The sequence below is a fragment of the Streptomyces stoeckheimensis genome (genome assembly GCF_045822005.1).
Lineage (GTDB): Bacteria > Actinomycetota > Actinomycetes > Streptomycetales > Streptomycetaceae > Streptomyces > Streptomyces stoeckheimensis.
The window spans coordinates 5,036,081-5,054,443 of sequence record NZ_CP169550.1; the positions used below are offsets into that span (position 1 = coordinate 5,036,081).

14 protein-coding genes are annotated in these 18,363 nt (G+C 73.7%); 8 read left to right on the forward strand and 6 right to left on the reverse strand.

The features are described from left to right. Positions 1 to 296 precede the first annotated feature (296 nt). On the reverse strand, positions 297 to 1,415 hold the full coding sequence (serC, locus tag ACE1OC_RS23050) for a phosphoserine transaminase (RefSeq protein WP_407838591.1): 1,119 nt from the start codon (positions 1,413 to 1,415) through the stop codon (positions 297 to 299). Between the two features lie 207 nt (positions 1,416 to 1,622). On the opposite strand from serC, the gene ACE1OC_RS23055 reads away from it, so the two are divergent. Beyond that, positions 1,623 to 4,439: an FAD-binding and (Fe-S)-binding domain-containing protein gene (locus ACE1OC_RS23055; RefSeq protein ID WP_407841650.1), complete on the forward strand. Its 2,817-nt coding sequence runs from the start codon at positions 1,623 to 1,625 to the stop codon at positions 4,437 to 4,439. 47 nt (positions 4,440 to 4,486) lie between these two features. Continuing rightward, positions 4,487 to 5,530 carry an EamA family transporter gene (locus ACE1OC_RS23060; RefSeq protein ID WP_407838592.1) on the forward strand — a complete coding sequence of 348 codons (1,044 nt, stop codon included), beginning with the start codon at positions 4,487 to 4,489 and terminating at the stop codon, positions 5,528 to 5,530. On the opposite strand, the gene ACE1OC_RS23065 is transcribed toward ACE1OC_RS23060, so the two are convergent. From ACE1OC_RS23065 to ACE1OC_RS23080, 4 genes are all read right to left on the reverse strand, one after another. Beyond that, complete coding sequence (locus ACE1OC_RS23065) at positions 5,491 to 6,303, reverse strand: hypothetical protein (protein ID WP_407838593.1); 813 nt, start codon at positions 6,301 to 6,303, stop codon at positions 5,491 to 5,493. The genes ACE1OC_RS23060 and ACE1OC_RS23065 overlap by 40 nt on opposite strands. A gap of 25 nt (positions 6,304 to 6,328) precedes the next feature. After that, positions 6,329 to 7,237: a hypothetical protein gene (locus ACE1OC_RS23070; RefSeq protein WP_407838594.1), complete on the reverse strand. Its 909-nt coding sequence runs from the start codon at positions 7,235 to 7,237 to the stop codon at positions 6,329 to 6,331. A 179-nt stretch (positions 7,238 to 7,416) separates the two neighbouring features. Then, positions 7,417 to 7,665: a hypothetical protein gene (locus ACE1OC_RS23075; RefSeq protein WP_407838595.1), complete on the reverse strand. Its 249-nt coding sequence runs from the start codon at positions 7,663 to 7,665 to the stop codon at positions 7,417 to 7,419. 39 nt (positions 7,666 to 7,704) lie between these two features. After that, a complete protein-coding gene (locus ACE1OC_RS23080) occupies positions 7,705 to 8,757 on the reverse strand; it encodes a helix-turn-helix transcriptional regulator (protein WP_407838596.1) in 1,053 nt (350 codons plus the stop codon). Positions 8,758 to 8,852: 95 nt separating this feature from the next. On the opposite strand from ACE1OC_RS23080, the gene ACE1OC_RS23085 reads away from it, so the two are divergent. Beyond that, positions 8,853 to 9,326 (forward strand): hypothetical protein, encoded by a 474-nt coding sequence (locus tag ACE1OC_RS23085; RefSeq protein WP_407838597.1) that lies wholly within the window; start codon positions 8,853 to 8,855, stop codon positions 9,324 to 9,326. 21 nt (positions 9,327 to 9,347) lie between these two features. On the opposite strand, the gene ACE1OC_RS23090 is transcribed toward ACE1OC_RS23085, so the two are convergent. Beyond that, on the reverse strand, positions 9,348 to 10,031 hold the full coding sequence (locus ACE1OC_RS23090) for an HAD family hydrolase (RefSeq protein WP_407841651.1): 684 nt from the start codon (positions 10,029 to 10,031) through the stop codon (positions 9,348 to 9,350). A gap of 328 nt (positions 10,032 to 10,359) precedes the next feature. On the opposite strand from ACE1OC_RS23090, the gene ACE1OC_RS23095 reads away from it, so the two are divergent. Genes ACE1OC_RS23095 through ACE1OC_RS23115 form a run of 5 tightly spaced genes read left to right on the forward strand, consistent with a single transcriptional unit; the run spans position 10,360 to position 17,825 of the window. Beyond that, entirely contained in the window at positions 10,360 to 11,175 is an 816-nt protein-coding gene (locus tag ACE1OC_RS23095) for a TIGR03084 family metal-binding protein (RefSeq protein ID WP_407838598.1), read from the forward strand. Next, positions 11,172 to 13,073, forward strand: coding sequence for an acyclic terpene utilization AtuA family protein (locus ACE1OC_RS23100; RefSeq protein ID WP_407838599.1), 1,902 nt, complete (start codon positions 11,172 to 11,174; stop codon positions 13,071 to 13,073). The genes ACE1OC_RS23095 and ACE1OC_RS23100 overlap by 4 nt, the downstream gene beginning before the upstream one ends. Next, positions 13,070 to 14,668 carry an acyl-CoA carboxylase subunit beta gene (locus tag ACE1OC_RS23105; RefSeq protein WP_407838600.1) on the forward strand — a complete coding sequence of 533 codons (1,599 nt, stop codon included), beginning with the start codon at positions 13,070 to 13,072 and terminating at the stop codon, positions 14,666 to 14,668. Before ACE1OC_RS23100 ends, ACE1OC_RS23105 begins: the two co-directional genes overlap by 4 nt. Before the next feature lie 8 nt (positions 14,669 to 14,676). Continuing rightward, entirely contained in the window at positions 14,677 to 16,638 is a 1,962-nt protein-coding gene (locus ACE1OC_RS23110) for a biotin carboxylase N-terminal domain-containing protein (protein ID WP_407838601.1), read from the forward strand. Then, on the forward strand, positions 16,635 to 17,825 hold the full coding sequence (locus ACE1OC_RS23115) for an acyl-CoA dehydrogenase family protein (protein ID WP_407838602.1): 1,191 nt from the start codon (positions 16,635 to 16,637) through the stop codon (positions 17,823 to 17,825). Before ACE1OC_RS23110 ends, ACE1OC_RS23115 begins: the two co-directional genes overlap by 4 nt. Positions 17,826 to 18,363: the final 538 nt, after the last annotated feature.

Sequence of the window (18,363 nt, forward strand, 5' to 3'; positions counted from 1 at the left end):
ATGAGGGACATCCTGGGGTGCTTGGTTGCGCTCCTCGGAAGGGCCGGAGGAGGCCCCTGCCGAAGGTCCCGCGACATAAACCCGCAGGCCGCGACGGGGGTGGGGATCTTCCCTTGGCGGGCTCTTTGCGCCGATTTTTGGGACCAAGGTCCCGGGGTTCCGGGCCGCGCGCGGGACTTCGTTCTTCAGGGCTCGTTCAGGACCGGCTCAGGACCGGCTCAGGACCTGTGGGCAACACGGAAGCCCCCGGTGACGAGAAGTCACCGGGGGCTCCGGAGCGTGTCGGACGGGCTGGGTCAGAGGGCTTCGATCACGAAGTCCACGCACGCGGTGAGCGCCTGGACGTCCGCCGGGTCGATCGCCGGGAACATCGCGATGCGGAGCTGGTTGCGGCCGAGCTTGCGGTACGGCTCGGTGTCCACGATGCCGTTGGCGCGCAGCACCTTGGCGACCGCGGCCGCGTCGATGTCGTCCGAGAAGTCGATCGTGCCGATGACGGCCGAGCGCTTCGCGGAGTCCGCGACGAACGGGCTCGCGTACTTCGACGCCTCGGCCCAGCCGTACAGGTGGGCCGCGCTGGCCGCGGTACGGCCGGTCGTGAACTCCAGACCGCCCTGGCTGTTCATCCACTCCAGCTGCTGGTCCAGCAGGAAGAGGGTGGAGAGCGCCGGGGTGTTGTACGTCTGGTTCTTCAGCGAGTTGTCGATCGCCGTCGGCAGCGAGAAGAACTCCGGAATGTGCCGGCCGGAGGCGTGCACGCGGGCTGCGCGCTCCAGGGCCGCCGGGGAGAACGCCGCCAGCCACAGGCCGCCGTCGGAGGCGAAGGACTTCTGCGGGGCGAAGTAGTAGACGTCGGTCTCGGTGATGTCCACCGGCAGTCCGCCGGCGCCCGAGGTCGCGTCCACCAGGACGAGGGACCCCTCATCGGCGCCCGCGACGCGCTTGATCGGCGCCGCGACACCCGTCGAGGTCTCGTTGTGGGTGTACGCGTACACGTCCACGCCCGCCTCGGCCACCGGGTCCGGGTGGGTGCCCGGGTCGGAGGAGATCACCGACGGGGCGTCCAGCCACGGCGCGGACTTCGCGGCGCTGGCGAACTTGGAGGAGAACTCACCGAAGGTGAGGTGCTGCGACTTCCGCTCGATGAGACCGGCGGTCGCGATGTCCCAGAAGGCGGTGGAGCCGCCGTTGCCCAGGATCACCTCGTAGCCCTCGGGGAGGGAGAAGAGGTCCCGGAGGCCCTGGCGCACGGAGCCGACCAGGTTCTTGACCGGAGCCTGGCGGTGGGAGGTTCCGAGCAGGGAGGTACCGGTGGCGGCGAGGGCGTCCAGCGCCTCGGTCCGCACCTTGGAGGGGCCCGCGCCGAAGCGTCCGTCGGCGGGCTTGATGTCAGCGGGAATCTGGATCTCGGCCACAAGCGGAGCGTATCGGGTCCGGGTCCACGCTTTGGAACCGCGTCCACCCGATGAGATGACGCGCGTAGAGGTGGGAGCTGCTCGGAGAGGCCGGGAGCCGGTGGGAGGCTGTCCGCCGTGACGTCACCCGGTGAACTCGAACGGACCTTGCGGAAGAACCTGCGCGGAGAGGTCGACTTCGGCGCCGCCGCCCGGGCCCTGACGACGATGGACGCCTCGAACTACCGCCGCGTCCCCGTCGGCGTGGTCGCCCCGCGCGACGCCGAGGACGTGGCCGCCGCGCTCGCGGTGTGCGCCGCGGCCGGGGTCCCGGTCGTCCCGCGCGGCGGCGGCACCTCCATCGCGGGCCAGGCCACGGGCGTCGGCGTGGTGCTGGACCTCACCCGCCACATGAACGCCCTCGTCTCCCTGGACCCGGCCGCCCGCACCGCCGTCGTCCAGCCCGGCCTGGTCCTCGACCGGCTGCGGGACGCGGCCCGCCCGCACGGGCTGACCTTCGGGCCGGACCCCTCCACGCACTCCCGGTGCACGCTCGGCGGGATGATCGGCAACAACGCCTGCGGGGCCCACTCCGTGGCCTGGGGGACCACCGCCGACAACGTCGCCGGGCTGGCGGTGACGGCGTACGGCGGCTCCTCGCACCGGCTCGGCACCGGCTGGCAGGGCGCGCCGGACGGGCTGCGGGAGCTGGTGTCGCAGAACCTGGCGGTCCTGCGCACCGGCATGGCGGGCGGTGCGGCCGACGGCTTCGCGCGGCGGATCTCCGGCTACGGGGACCTGGACGCGCTGCTCCCCGAACGGGGCACCCGGGTGGCCCGGGCGTTCTGCGGGAGCGAGGGCACGCTCGGCGTGGTCACCGAGGCCGTCGTACGGCTCGTGGAGCTGCCGGCCGCCCCGGCGCTGGCCGTCCTCGGGTACGCCGACGAGAGCGCGGCCGCGCAGGCCGCGGCGGGGCTGCTCGGGTACGGGCCGCTGACGGTGGAGGGCATGGCGGCCGACCTGGTGGGTGGGGCCGCCGGGCTTCCCCGGGGCGGGGCCTGGCTGTTCGTGGAGATGCGCGACGAGGGCGCGGCCCGGGCCCTGCTCCGCGCCTCCGACGCGGTGGACGGGCTGCTGCTCACCGACCCGGCGGCGCAGCGGGCCCTGTGGCGGATCCGCGAGGACGCGGCGGGCACGGCCACCCGGATGCCCGACGGCACCATGGCCTGGCCGGGCTGGGAGGACTGCGCGGTCCCGCCGGCCCGGCTCGGCGCCTACCTGCGGGAATTCCGGGCCCTGCTGGCGGAGCACGGGCTGCGCGGATCCCCGTACGGCCACTTCGGCGAGGGCTGCGTGCACGTGCGGATCGACTTCGACCTGGTGACGGCGCCGGGCGTGGCGCGCTTCCGGGCCTTCTCCTCGGACCTCGCCGACCTGGTGGTCGCGCACGGCGGCTCCCTGTCCGGGGAGCACGGGGACGGGCAGGCCCGGGCGGAGCTGCTGCCCCGCATGTACGGGCCTTCGGTGATCGGGCTCTTCGAGGCCTACAAGCGGGTCTGGGACCCGGCGGGCGGCATGAACCCCGGGATCCTGGTCCGCCCGGCACGTCTCGACGAGAACCTCCGCTTCGCCTCCCTCCCGCCGTCCCTGCCCTTCGCGGGGGAGGTGGCCCGGTGCGTCGGCGTCGCGAAGTGCCGGTCGACGGAGGTCGGGGGACCGGGGGTGATGTGCCCGTCGTACCGGGCCACGGGCGAGGAGCGCCACTCCACGCGGGGGCGGGCGCGGCTGCTGCACGAGATGCTGGCCGGGGAGGTCGTGACCGACGGCTGGCGTTCGGCGGAGGTCGCCGAGGCGCTCGATCTGTGCCTCGGCTGCAAGGGCTGCCGCAGCGACTGCCCGGTGGGGGTCGACATGGCCGCCTACAAGGCGGAGTTCCTCCACCACCACTGGGCGGGCCGGCTGCGCCCGCTCTCCCACTACGCCCTGGGCGGGCTGCCGGGCTGGCTCCGCCTGATCGCCGCGCTCCGCCTGACCGGGCCGCTGAACCTGGTGTCCCGCTTCCTCCGCATCCCGGGCCTGGAACGGTCCCGGCCCCTGCCCCGACTGGCCCGGACCCCGTTCACCCGCGGGTGGCGCGCGGCGGCCCGCTCCGCGGGGCGGAGTCCCCTACCCGCCCTTCGCCCGTTCCCCGGGCTCCGCCCGGGAAATTCAGCCTCGCCGGCGTTTGAGGCGCGGGGTCCGGGGCGGAGCCCCAGGGGGTCCGGGGCACAGCCCCGGGGAACGGTGGAAGGGCGGGTAGGGGATCCAGCCCCGCAGGGGACGTTCGGGACCGTCGTGACGGTGTGGCCGGACACGTTTGCGGAGTACCTCGCTCCCGAGGTCGGGCACGCCGCCGTGCGGGTACTGCGGGCCGCAGGCCTGGCGCCCGTGGTGCAGACGGGCCGCGTCTGCTGCGGGCTGACCTACGTCTCCACCGGCCGCCTCGACGCCGCCCGCAGGGTCCTGCGCCGCACCCTGGACGCCGTGGGCGACCCCCAGGGACCCGTCACCGTCCTCGAACCGAGCTGCGCGGCAGCGCTCCGCACCGATCTGCCCGCCCTCCTCCCGGAGGACCCCCGCGCACCCCGTCTCGCAGCGGCCGTCCGAACCTTCGCCGAGACCCTGGAGGAGTACGCCCCCCACTGGCAGCCGCCCCGCCTGGACCGGCCGGTCGCCGGCCAGACGCACTGCCACCAGCACGCCGTGCTCGGCGACGCCGCCGACCGCCGGCTGCGCGAGCGCGCCGGGCTGACGGGAGGGCTCAGCGGCGGCTGCTGCGGCCTCGCGGGCAACTTCGGTTTCGAGCCCGGGCACCACGAGGTCTCCGTGGCCTGCGCCGAGGAACAGCTCCTGCCGTCGCTGCGGGCGGCCGCACCGGGGACGGAGGTGCTGGCGGACGGGTTCTCCTGCCGGACGCAGATCGCGCAGCTGGCCGGCGGCCGGGCCCGCCACCTGGCGGAGGTACTGGCGGAGGGCTTGCCGGAACCGGACGTAGACGGGATGTAAGGCAAAACACGGACGCACGGTCCTTACTCACCCCCTAATCTGGATAAATGCCCGCACCCTCCTCGCCCACGAGCACCGCCACGCCCACCCAGCCCTCGCAGACGACGGCCACCACCCCCGCGGACGGCTCCTTCCGGGCCCGCTTCGGTCCCGTCGCGCTGGTGGTCACGGCGGGCGTTTCGGTGCAGTTCGGTGCCGCCCTCGCGGTGATGCTCATGCCGAAGGCGGGCGCGGCCGGCGTGGTCACGCTGCGCCTCGCCGCGGCCGCGCTGGTGCTGCTGCTCGTCTGCCGGCCCAAGGTGCGCGGGTACTCCCGCTCGGACTGGTCGACCGTGGTGTGGTTCGGCGTGGCCATGGCCGGCATGAACGGGTTCATCTACCAGGCCATCGACCGGATCCCCCTCGGCCCCGCCGTCACCCTGGAGGTGCTGGGCCCGCTGGTGCTCTCCGTCGTGGTCTCCCGCCGCCTGCTGAACCTGCTGTGGGCCGGGCTGGCGCTCGCCGGAGTCGTCCTGCTGTCCACCCACGGCGGAGGCGGCCTCGGCGGCCTCGATCCGCTGGGTGTGGCCTTCGCCCTCGCGGCGGGCGGCATGTGGGCGGCGTACATCGTGTTCAGCGCGCGGACCGGCCGCCGGTTCCCGCAGGCGGACGGGCTGGCACTGGCGATGGCCGTGGCCGCCGTACTGTCCCTGCCGCTCGGCGTGATCGAGGCCGGCTCGGCCCTGCTGCGCCCGAGCACCCTGCTCCTGGGCCTCGGCGTGGCGCTGCTGTCCTCGGTCCTGCCCTACACGCTGGAGCTGCTCGCCCTGCGCAGGCTCCCGGCGCCGACCTTCGCGATCCTGATGAGTCTGGAGCCCGCGATCGCCGCGACGGCCGGGTTCCTGATCCTGAACCAGGCGCTGTCGGCGCTGGACGCGGCGGCGATCGCGCTGGTCATCGTGGCGAGCATGGGCGCGGTCCGCTCGCAGACCCGCCGGGAGAGCCGCCGGGAGAAGCGCCCGGAGAGCCGTACGGAGGCCCGCCCGGAGAGCCGTACGCGGCCGTCCGGTGTTCAGGCCGGCGTCGAGGAGTCCAGCGCGGGCAGGAACTGATCGTAGAAGCCGGCCTTGAGCCGTAGCGCCCGCTCCTCGGTCTCCTGGAAGCCGGCGGCCCCGGCCGCCCCCTCCGCCCGGGCGAGGAGCTCGGTCACCCGCGCGGCCAGCCGGTCGGAGTGGGTGTCGGACAGCAGGGACACCGTCGCGAGCGAATGCGTCTTCGCGTCGTGGACCAGGTGCGGGTGGTAGAAGCGCGAACGGTTGCGGCCGCCGCCCTCGGCCGTGAACAGCGGCCCCATCCGCTCCCACAGCCGCCCGTACTCGACGGAGACCAGCACCTCGCCCCAGAAGCGGAGGAAGGTCAGCAGGCGCAGGTCGGCGTCGGTGTGGCCGCCCGCGTCCGCGATCAGTTCGAGGGTGTCGGTGATGGCCCGCCGCGTCGCGGCCGTGGGCCTCGACGCCACCAGCGCCTCCCTGGACACGCCGAGCCGGCGCATGTCCTCGGTCATGTCCTCGCGGTGCGAGGGCGCGTGCCCCTGGGCGCCCGGGTACTCCTCGCGCAGGATGATCCGGGCGATCCGCAGCCCCTCCTCGTCGTGCAGCAGGTCGATGGCCAGGTCGTAGGACGGGGTGAAGGCGAGCGAGACGAAGCGCCGCTGGAGCAGGAGCGCGGTGAAGTCCTCGTCGGGCAGCCGGGTGATGTTCGCGAGGACCGGATGCTCCTCGAAGCGTTCGATCAGCCCGTTCTCGAACCGGTCCAGCTCGTGCAGTCCGTCCGGCCCGGCCGGCCCGTCGTGCTGGCCCTGGCCCGGAGCGCCCAAGTCGTACATGGCCGTACCTTTCCGTGGATCCGGATCACCAACTGATGTTTCTGAGCGACTCGCGCCAGTCGGACAGGGCCACGTCGCGGCCGATCGACCACAGCGTGTCCAGCTCCCTCTGGACCTGCCGGCCCATCGTCGTGTCACTGCCGTCGATCTCGGTCTGCGCGGAGTTGATCGCGAGCTGGCGGTGCAGGAACGAACTGACCAGAAAGTGTTCGTCGGCCTTGTGCACGGCGATGGACGGCAGGGAGTTGTACACCCGCACGCTGAGCAGCTCCCGGCCCGCCGGCCCGACGGCCCTGTGCAGTTCCGCGAGGCCGGCCAGGCACATCTCCACCCGGGCTCTCACGTCCAGCGCGAGGGCGGGGTCCCGTACGGAACGCAGTGCCTCGTCGCGCAGGCCCGCCACGGGGGAGGACGGGTACAGGAGCATGATGCGCACCGGGACACCGTGGTCCACCAGCGCCTTCTCCAGCGCGGGCTGGAGGTTTTCCAGGTTGGGGATGAAGGTCTGCAGGATGGCCACCTCCTGGGTGGCGCCCTCCACGAACGCGTTGAACTGCACGTCGGGGAACTCCGCGTGCACCCGGATCACGCCGAGGTAGTTCTCCTGCTTGAGCTGCTGCGCGACGGTGTCGATGTCCAGCTTGGCGAGCTGCGCCTGGAAGCTGCTGTCGAGCCGGGCGACCTGCGTCCGGAGGGTCTCGTCGAGCCGGGTGACCTGGGCCTCGACCACGTCGAGCTTGCGCAGGCGGTCGATCTCCAGCAGGAGGAACACGGTGACCGTGCTCAGGATGAGCAGGGTGACCTTGGGGAGCGCGCCCCCGGGAGCGAGTGCGTCGAGCCACCCGAGGAGGTCGGCGATCAGTACCACGACGCCCGATGTGGACATCAGGGCCAGCGCGATCCGTTCCACGCGATAGCGAACGTCGACACTCATGTTGCTCCAGCCCCCGTGCCCCGTACCTCTTGCCCGTCGTGGTCGGCGACGACGGTATACCGACTCCCTTTGTTTCAGGGGGGTTTGAGGGGTGCTGTGGGGAGAGGAGAGGCGAGTTCAGGCCACGCCGGTCCGGTGCGGTCCGTTCCGGTCGGTTCTCAGCCCGCAGTTCTCAGTTCTCAGTTCCAGATGATGTCGCCGGCCGGGCGGGGCGTCACGTCCGCGTGCTGGACGTTCGCCTCGACGTGCGTCGTGCCGGTCACCCAGTCCGCCGCCCAGGCGGAGAGCGAGAAGCCGGAGCCGGCGGCGGAGCCGGAGTCGGGGGAGCCCCCGTCCGGGAAGTCCTGGCCCCAGCCGCTGGCCATGGCCACGCCCAGCGCGAGGGCGCTCAGGGCGGCGGTCGCGAAGTACATCCGACGAGTCGTCATGCGCGGAGCATTCCAGTCGCCCGCACCGGAGGGAAGGGCTCAACCGTTCTTGTCCGCGCACCCCGCCTGGAGCGCCGCAGCCCCGTAGCGCGCCGCCGTCGCGGCGGCCGCCGCCCCGATGCGCCGGCGCAGGGCCGGTGGGGCCAGTACCTCCGCCTCCGCGCCGAGCTCCAGGAACTGCGCCTCCGCGTGGTCCTGCGACTCGATCGGCAGCACCGCCCTGGTCCACCCGGGCAGTTCGGGGTCAGGGGTCCCGGTGGCGGCCAGGGCCCTGGCCTGGGCGCCGGTCAGCCGGGCGGCGGCCCGCGCGGAGACCCGTACCTCCGCCTCCTCCGGGTACAGCCGCTCGTGGAACTCCACCTGGGTGCGCCGCCAGTGGGAGGCCAGCTCGAAGCCGTCCGGGAGCACGCACTCCTCGTCGGTCTCGCGCACCGCGAGGATCTGGTCCACCCGGTAGGTGTACGGGGGGCCGACGGGGGCCGGCGTGCCGGGAGCGGCGCCGGTGGCCGTGGCGGGACCGGCCGCGGTGGCCGCGACCAGGTACCAGCGCCCCGCCTTCAGGACCAGCCCGTACGGGGCCAGTCGCCGGTCCACCTCGTGGGGCGCCTTCCAGCGCCGGTAGCGGACCTCGACGACCCGCCCCCGCCACACCGCGTCGGCGACCCGCGCCAGGTACGGGGTCTCCTCGTGCTCCGCGTACCAGCCGGGCGCGTCCAGGTGGAACCGCAGCCGCATCCGGTCGGCCTGCGCACGCAGCTCCGCGGGCAGGGCGGCGCGCAGCTTCAGCTGGGCGGTGGACAGGGCCCGGCCGAGGCCGAGCTCGGCGGCCGGGCCGGGCATGGAGGTGAGGAAGAGGGCCTCGGCCTCGCCCGCGGCCAGGCCGGTCAGGCGGGTGCGGTAGCCGTCGAGGAGCTGGTAGCCGCCGCTGTGTCCGGCGTCGCCGTACAGCGGGACGCCGGCGGCGGCCAGTGCCTCCGCGTCGCGGTAGACCGTACGGACCGACACCTCCAGCTCCCCGGCGAGCTCGGCGGCGGTCATCCGGCCCCGGGTCTGGAGCAGGAGCAGGATCGAGAGCAGTCGGCTGGACTTCACGTGCACTTCACTGACACAGGATGTCAGTGGAGTGCTCCTACGGTTCCCCCATCAGCGCAGAGAGCAGCAGAGCACCGTTGTTGGGGAGACCGCACATGAACGACTTCGACTTCTTCGCCGGCACCTGGGACGTCACCAACCGGTGGCTCGCCGACTTCCTGGACGCGGACAGCGGCTGGGAGGAGTTCCCGGCGGTGTCCCGGGCCACCCGCCACTTCGACGGCGCCGCGAGCTTCGACGAGATCGAGTTTCCGACGAAGGGGTTCGCGGGCATGACCCTGCGGCTCTACGACCCGGAGCGCGAGCAGTGGACCCTGAACTGGGCCAGCCGCCGGACCGGAACGCTCTTCCCGCCCGTCATCGGACGCTTCGACGCGGCCTCGGGTACGGGCGTCTTCGAGGGCGAGGACACCTACGAGGGCAAGGCCGTCCTCGTGCGGTTCGTGTGGTCGAGGACCCAGACGGGCTCCCCGCGCTGGGAGCAGTTCTTTTCGGCCGACGGGGGCACCGGCTGGGTCCACAACTGGACGATGGACTTCACTCGCCGGGCGGCCGGTACCACCGCTTGATCCCTTCCGCCCGGCCGCGCTTCAGAGGAGTCCGAGCGGCCCGAGCGCCGTGCTCAGCGCGTCCGGCCGCTGCTCGACCGGCAGGTGCTCGACCAGCCGGACCGCGCACCCCAGCGCCGCGGCCCCCGCGTCCGCGACGGCGTCGTCCCCGACCATGAGCACGCCCGCGGGCGCCGCCCCGAGCGCCTCGCAGGCGATCCGGAACAGGCGGGGGTCGGGCTTCTGGACTCGGTGCTCGAAGGAGAGCGCGTACGCGTCGACGAACCGGTCGACCCCGTGGGCACGGAAGACGGGGCGCAGGTCCCAGCCGATGTTGCTGACGACGGCGACGGGGACGCCCCGTTCGTGCAGGGCGGCGAGCGTGGCCGCGGTATCGGGGTAGGGCCGCCAGGCCGCGGGGGTCCAGTGCCGCTCGTAGAGGGCGTCGGCCAGCTCCGGGGAGGGCAGCGGCACCTCGCGGGTGAGGGCGGTGTAGGCGGCCCGGTGCTGCTCGGGGCTCAGGTCCCGCTCCCGCCACAGCGGCTCCAGCCGGGCCGGCAGCCGCCGTGGCGAGGCGCCGCCCGGCAGGGCGCCCGCCTCTTCGAGCCGGGTGGCCAGGGAGGTGAGTTCGGCCTCGGGCAGGTCGATACCGGCGTCCGCCACGACCGTGCGCAGCCAGTCCTCGGTGGGCTCGACGCGGAAGAGGGTGCCGGAGAAGTCGAACATCACGCCTTTGACGGAGCCCGTGAGCACGCCTTGGGCGCTGTCCCTGTCGCTGCCTGTGTCCCGGCGGACGCCCTCGCCCAGATCGCCGCCGGTGTCGCCGCCCGTGTCGCCGCCCATGTCCCCCTCCTCGCGCTCGGCCATGGCGTGGATCCTCGCCGTGGGCGTGCGCCCGGCGCAAGCCCCGGCCCGCCCGCCGGGGCAGGGGCGCTCGGTCCAATTCCCTTCCGCTCCCACCCCGTTCACGTTCCGAAAAATAAATGCAAGCACGCTTGATTGTTTTCCCGACGGCTGCCACGCTTCCCCTCACGCCGAGAAGGGGAGCGCACCCGTGCCCGATCCGTCCGCTGTCGAGAACGCCTTCGCCGTCTTCGCCGATCTCCGCGAGGAGGGACGGGAACTCGACTCCCTGGTCGGGGAGTTGCCCGCTCCCGACTGGGCGAAGCCCACGCCCGCACCCGGCTGGAGCCTCGCGCACCAGATCGCCCACCTGCACTGGACCGACCGGGCCTCGCTGCTCGCCCTCACCGACGCCACCGCCTTCGCGGGGCTGGTCGAGGAGGCCCTGAAGGCCCCCGACTCCTTCGTCGACGCGGGCGCCGAGGAGGGCGCCGCGCTGGCCCCCGCCGAGCTGCTCGCCCGCTGGCGCGAGGGTCGCACCGCGCTCGACGGGGCCCTGGCCGCGGCCTCGCCGGATGCCAAGTTCCCCTGGTACGGGCCGCCGATGAAGGCCGCGTCGATGGCGAGTGCCCGCCTGATGGAGACCTGGGCGCACGGGCAGGACGTCGCCGACGCGCTCGGCGTGCGCCGCGTGCCGACGGCCCGGCTGCGCCACGTGGCGCGGATCGGAGTGCGGGCGCGCGACTACGCGTACGCGGTACGGGGACTGCCGGCGCCGGTGGGGGAGTTCCGGGTGGAGCTGGCGGTTCCGGGAGCCCCCGGCGAGGTGTGGACGTACGGCCCCGAGGACGCGCCGCAGCGGGTCACCGGCCCGGCGCTCGACTTCTGCCTGCTGGTGACCCAGCGCGCCCACCGCGCCGACCTGGCCCTGACGGCGTCCGGCCCCGATGCCGACCGCTGGCTCGACATCGCCCAGGCCTTCGCGGGCCCGGCGGGCCCGGGCCGTACGCCGGGGGCCTCCCGGTGACCGGGCGCCCGCTGCTGATCGGGAACGCGTCGGGCTTCTACGGGGACCGCTTCGACGCCCTGCGCGAGATGCTGACGGACGGCCCCCTCGACGTGCTGACCGGGGACTACCTGGCCGAACTGACCATGCTGATCCTCGGCCGCGACCGCCTGAAGAACCCGGAACTCGGCTACGCCAAAACCTTCCTGCGCCAGCTGGAGGAGTGCCTGGGCCTCGCCCACGAGCGGGGCGTACGGCTCGTCGTGAACGCGGGCGGCCTGAACCCGGCGGGACTCGCCGGAGCGGTCCGCGCGCTGGCCGCGAAGCTGTCCGTGCCCGTCGCGGTCGCGCACGTGGAGGGCGACGACCTGATGCCGTCCGCGGCGTCGTCCCCGCTGCCGTACGGGGAGGGCGCTCTCACCGCGAACGCCTACCTCGGCGGCGCCGGGATCACGGCCTGCCTGCGGGCGGGCGCGGACGTGGTGGTGACCGGCCGGGTCACGGACGCGGCGCTGGTGAGCGGGCCCGCGGCATGGTGGTTCGACTGGGCGCCGGACGACCACGACCGACTGGCCGGGGCGGTGGTGGCGGGCCACGTACTGGAGTGCGGGACCCAGGCCACGGGCGGCAACTACGCCTTCTTCACCCGCCACGACGTGTCCCGCCCGGGCTTCCCGCTGGCGGAGATCGCGGAGGACGGCTCGTCGGTCATCACGAAGCACCCGGGCACGGGAGGAGTCGTCTCCGTCGGTACGGTCACGGCGCAACTCCTCTACGAAACCCAGGGAGTCCGCTACCTCGGCCCCGACGTGACGGCCCGCCTGGACACGGTCCGGCTGACGCAGGCCGGCCCGGACCGGGTGGCGGTCTCGGGCACGCGCGGGGAGGCCCCGCCCGCGACCCTCAAGGTGGGAGTGACCCGTATCGGGGGCTGGCGCAACGAGGTCGTCTTCGTCCTGACGGGCCTGGACGTGGACGCGAAGGCGGCGCTGGTGCGGGAGCAGCTGGCCGCACTGCTCGCGCCGGTGGAGTCGGTCTCCTGGACGCTGTCCCGTACGGACCACGAGGACGCGGAGACGGAGGAGACCGCGAGCGCGCTGCTCCGCCTGGTCGTCCGGGACCCGTCCCCCGACCGGGTGGGCCGCGCCCTGACCTCGGCGGCCATCGAACTGGCCCTGGCCAGCTACCCGGGCTTCCACGTCACGGCCCCTCCGTCCCCGGCCCAGCCGTACGGAGTCTTCGACGCGACCACCGTCCCCGCCGCGGAGGTCCCCCACACGGCGGTCCTCCCGGACGGCACGGGGCTCCGGGTGGCTGCGGACGGTGGCCCTGCGGGGCCGGTCCCCCACCCGCCCTTCGCCCGTTCCCCGGGCTCCGCCCAGACCCTGGCGGGCCAGGAAAATCCAGCCCCTCCGGCGTTCGAGGAGCGGGGGTCCGGGGGCGGAGCCCCCGAAGGGGCCGGGGCGCAGCCCCCGGTTTCGGGAACGGGCGGGGTGGGGGAAGGCCCCGCAGGGCCCACCACCCCCACCCGCCGGGTGCCGCTCGGCACCATCGTCGGGGCCCGCAGCGGCGACAAGGGCGGGGACGCCAACGTCGGCGTATGGGCCGAGAGCGACCCCGCCTGGGAGTGGCTCCACGACACCCTCACCGTCGAAGCCTTCAAGGCACTGCTCCCCGAAACCGCCTCCCTGGAGGTGACCCGCCACCCCCTCCCCAACCTCCGCTCCCTCAACTTCACCATCACCCGGATCCTCGGCGACGGCGTAGCCTCCGGCCACCGCTTCGACCCCCAGGCCAAGGCCCTCGGCGAATGGCTCCGCTCCCGCCACGTGGACATCCCGGTAGCCCTGCTGGCGCCGCCCGCGGAGCCGCCCGTGGAGATCCCCGTACCCACCACCGCCCCGGAGGGGACCCCGTGACCCGCCTCAAGAGCGCCGTCGACCCGCTCGCCCCCGAGCACGCGCAGGCCCGTACCGCCGCCCTGGAACGCCTCGCCGAGCTCGATGCCGCGCACGCCGCGGCCCTCGCCGGCGGCGGCGAGAAGTACACCGCCCGCCACAAGACCCGCGGCAAGCTCCTCGCCCGCGAGCGGGTCGAGCTGCTCCTCGACCCGGACACCCCCTTCCTGGAGCTGTCCCCGCTCGCCGCCTGGGGCAGCGACTACCCGGTCGGCGCTTCGATGGTCACCGGCATCGGCACGGTCGAGGGCGTCGAATGCCTGGTCACCGCCAACGACCCCACCGTCCGCGGCGGCGCCTCCAACCCATGGACCCTCAAGAAGGCACTCCGCGCCAACGAGATCGCCCGGCAGAACAGGCTCCCCTGCATCAGCCTCGTCGAGTCCGGCGGCGCCGATCTCCCCTCCCAGAAGGAGATCTTCATCCCGGGCGGCGCCATCTTCCGCGACCTCACCCGGCTCTCGGCCGACGGCGTCCCGACCATCGCCGTCGTGTTCGGCAACTCCACCGCCGGAGGCGCGTACATCCCCGGCATGTCCGACCACACCATCATGATCAAGGACCGCTCGAAGGTGTTCCTGGGAGGCCCGCCGCTCGTCAAGATGGCCACCGGCGAGGAGAGCGACGACGAGTCCCTCGGCGGAGCCGACATGCACGCCCGGACCTCCGGCCTCGCCGACTACTACGCCCTCGACGAGCACGACGCCATCCGCCAGGCCCGCCGCGTCGTCGCCCGCCTCAACCACCGCAAGGCCCGGCCCGATCCGGCGCGCGCCGAGGAACCCCTCCACGACCCGGAGGAACTCCTCGGGATCGTCCCCGCCGACCTGAAAACCCCCTTCGACCCCCGCGAGGTCATCGCCCGAATCGTCGACGCCTCCGACTTCGACGAGTTCAAGCCCCTCTACGGCACCAGCCTGGTCACCGGCTGGGCGAGCCTGCACGGCTACCCGGTCGGCATCCTCGCCAACGCCCAAGGGGTGCTGTTCAGCGCGGAATCGCAGAAGGCGGCCCAGTTCATCCAGCTCGCCAACCAGCGCGACATCCCGCTGCTCTTCCTCCACAACACCACCGGCTACATGGTCGGCAAGGAGTACGAGCAGGGCGGCATCATCAAGCACGGCTCGATGATGATCAACGCGGTCTCGAACTCGAAGGTCCCCCACCTCTCCGTCCTGATCGGCGCCAGCTACGGCGCCGGCCACTACGGCATGTGCGGCCGCGCCTACGAGCCCCGCTTCCTCTTCGCCTGGCCCAGCGCCAAGTCCGCCGTCATGGGCCCCGCCCAGCTCGCCGGCGTGCTCTCGATCGTGTCCCGTCAGTCCGCCGCGGCGAAGGGACAGCCCTACGACGAAGAGGCCGACGCCGGCATGCGCGCCTTCGTCGAGGCGCAGATCGAGTCCGAGTCCCTGCCCATGTTCCTGTCGGGACGGCTGTACGACGACGGGGTCATCGACCCGCGCGACACCCGAACCGTCCTCGGCCTGTGCCTGTCGGCCGTCCACAACGCCCCCGTCGAGGGCGCCCGTGGCGGCTTCGGCGTCTTCCGGATGTGAGCCCGCACATGACGAATCCGACCCAGCAGCCCCTGACCCAGACCCCCCTCACCTCCCTCCTGGTCGCCAACCGCGGCGAGATCGCCGTCCGCGTCTTCCGCACGGCCCGCGCGCTCGGCCTGGCCACCGTCGCCGTCCACTCCGACCCCGACGCCGACGCCCTGCACGTCCGCGAAGCCGACGCGGCCGTACGCCTGCCCGGGGCGGCCCCCGCCGACACCTACCTGCGCGGCGACCTGGTCATCGCGGCCGCCCTCGCGGCGGGCGCCGATGCCGTCCACCCCGGCTACGGGTTCCTCTCCGAGAACGCCGACTTCGCCCGCGCCGTCCGCGCCGCCGGGCTCATCTGGGTCGGCCCGCCGCCCGGGGCCATGGAGGCCATGGCCTCCAAGACCCGGGCCAAGGAGCTGATGCGCGCCGCCGGGGTCCCGCTGCTCGACCCCGTCGACCCGCACGCGGCCACCGCGGCCGACCTCCCGCTGCTCCTCAAGGCCGCGGCGGGCGGCGGCGGCCGCGGGATGCGGGTGGTCCGGGACCTCGACTCCCTCAAGGAATCCCTCGAAGCCGCCTCCGCCGAGGCCCTGTCCGCGTTCGGAGACGGAGAGGTGTTCGCCGAGCCCTACGTGGAGCGCGGCCGCCACGTCGAGGTGCAGATCCTCGCCGACTCCCACGGCACCGTCTGGGCGCTCGGCACCCGCGACTGCTCCCTCCAGCGGCGCCACCAGAAGGTCATCGAGGAAGCCCCCGCGCCCGGCCTCCCCGAGGCCCTGCGCAGCGCCCTCCACGAGGCCGCCGTGGCCGCCGCCCGCGCGGTCTCGTACGAGGGCGCGGGCACGGTGGAGTTCCTCGTCACCGCCGAGGGCCGCCCGTACTTCCTGGAGATGAACACCCGCCTCCAGGTGGAACACCCCGTCACCGAAGCGGTCTTCGGGATCGACCTCGTCGCCCTGCAACTGCGGATCGCCGAGGGCGCCGCCCTGCCCCTGCAGCCGCCCGCCCCCGCCGGACACGCCGTCGAGGCCCGCCTCTACGCCGAGGACCCGGCCGCCGACTGGCGTCCGCAGACCGGTGTCCTGCACACCCTCGACGTCCCCTCCACGGTCCGCGTGGACACCGGTTTCACCGACGGGGACACCGTCTCCGTCCACTACGACGCCATGCTGGCCAAGGTCGTCGCCCATGCCCCGACCCGCGCCGAGGCGGTCCGCGCCCTGGCCCACGCCCTCGTCGGAGCCCGGATCCACGGACTGACCACCAACCGCGAGCTCCTCGTACGCTCCCTGCGGCACCCGGAGTTCGCCGCGGCCCGGCTCGACACCGGGTTCTACGAGCGCCACCTGCCCGCCCTCACCGAGACGGCCCCGGACGACCCGGCTCCCGCGCTCTGCGCGCTCGCCGCCGCCCTCGCCGAGGCCGCCCCCGATCCGGACGCCCCCCTCGCCACCCGCCTCGGCGGCTGGCGCAACCTCCGCTCCCAACCGCAGAGCCGCCGCTACACGGCCGGCGGGAGCGCGTACGAGGTCCGGTACCACCCGGCCCGCAGCGGACCCCCGGAACTCCTCGACCACCCCGGTGTCCGGGTCCTGTCCGCCGCGCGCCACCTGGTGACCCTCGAAGTGGACGGCGTCCGGCGGCTGTTCCACGTGAAACGAAATTCGAACACGACGTACGTGGACTCCGTGCTCGGCGCCCACGCCCTGACCGCCGTCCCCCGGTTCGAGGATCCCCAGGACCGCACCGAACCGGGCTCCCTGCTCGCCCCCATGCCCGGCACCGTCGTCCGGGTCGCCGAGGGCCTCGCCCCCGGCAGCCCCGTCACCGCCGGGCAGCCCCTGCTCTGGCTGGAGGCCATGAAGATGGAACACCGCATCCTCGCGCCCGCCTCCGGCACGCTCACCGCGCTCCACGCCGTCACCGGCCAACAGGTCGAATTCGGCGCCCTGCTCGCCGTAGTCCAGGAGGAAGCATGAGCTCCACCCCCGGCACCACGACCCTCGGCCCCACGCTTCTCGAAACAGAGGAGCACCAGGCCCTGCGCGCGGCGGTCGCCGCCCTCGGCCGCAAGTACGGGCGCGAGTACCTCGCCCGCATCGCCCGGGAGGGCGGCCACCCCGACGAACTGTGGGCGGACGCGGCCAAACTGGGCTACCTCGGGGTCAACCTCCCCGAGGAGTACGGCGGCGGGGGCGGCGGCATCGCCGAACTGTCCATCGTCCTCGAGGAACTCGGCGCCGCGGGCTGCCCGCTCCTCATGATGGTCGTCTCGCCCGCCATCTGCGGCACGGTCATCGCCCGCTTCGGCACTGAGGACCAGAAGCGCGCATGGCTCCCGGGGCTCGCCGACGGCACCCGCACCATGGCCTTCGGCATCACCGAACCCGACGCCGGCTCCAACTCCCACCGCATCACCACCACCGCCCGCCGCGACGGCGACGACTGGGTCCTCACCGGCCGCAAGGTCTTCATCTCCGGCGTGGACATCGCCGACGCCACCCTGATCGTCGGCCGCACGGAAGACGCCCGGACGGGCAGCCTCAAGCCCTGCCTGTTCATCGTCCCCCGCGAGGTCGAGGGCTTCGCGTACACCCCCATCGACATGGAACTCCAGGCGGCGGAGAAGCAGTTCGAGCTGGTCCTGGACGACGTGCGCCTCCCCTCCTCCGCGCTGGTCGGCGACGAGGACGCGGGTCTGCTCCAGCTCTTCGCGGGCCTCAACCCCGAGCGCGTCATGACCGCCGCCTTCGCCATCGGCATGGGCCGCTACGCGCTCTCCCGGGCGGTCGACTACGCGAAGACCCGCCAGGTCTGGAAGGCCCCCATCGGCGCCCACCAGGCCATAGCCCACCCCCTGGCGGCCGCGCACATCGAGCTCGAACTGGCCCGCCTGATGATGCAGAAGGCGGCGCACCTCTACGACGCCGGCGACGACATGGGGGCGGGCGAGGCCGCGAACATGGCGAAGTACGCCGCGGGGGAGGCCTGCGTCCGCGCGGTGGACCAGTCCGTCCACACCCTGGGCGGCAACGGCCTCACCCGCGAATACGGCCTGGCCGCCCTGATCGTCGCCTCCCGGGTGGCGAGGATCGCCCCGGTCAGCCGCGAGATGATCCTCAACTTCATCTCCCACCAGACCCTGGGCCTGCCCAAGTCGTACTGATTCCTTTCAACGCGCCCCTCGCACTGCTGCGCGGGCTTCGCGTCGCTGCGCCGGGCACCTTTTCGACGCGCCGCTCGCACCGCTGCGCGGGCTTCGCGTCGCTGTGCCGGGCTCCGTCCGGCGGTGGCCGGTCGGGGCTGTCGCCCCTGCCGCCTGGCGCGGGTGCCGGTGGGCGTGTGCGGGTGGTTCGGCCCTGCGGGGCTGGGTCCCCTACCCGCCCTTCGCCCGTTCCCCGGGCTGCGCCCGGACCCGTTGCCGGGTGCGGCGCCGTTGCCGGGGGCCGGCCCCCGGACCCCCGCTCCTCAAACGCCGGAGGGGCTGATAGATCCAGCCTCGCCGGCGTTTGAGGCGCGGGGTCTGGGGCGGAGCCCCAGGGGGTCCGGGCGCAGCCCGGGGCCCCGCTTTCAGCCCGTCCGGCGTTTGAGGACCGGGTCAGGGCTGGCCCTGGGAACGGTGGAAGGGCGGGTCGGGGACTTCGCCCCGCAGGGTCACCCACCGGCAGCCCACCGGAGCCCGCCGCAGGCGACCCGCATACCCT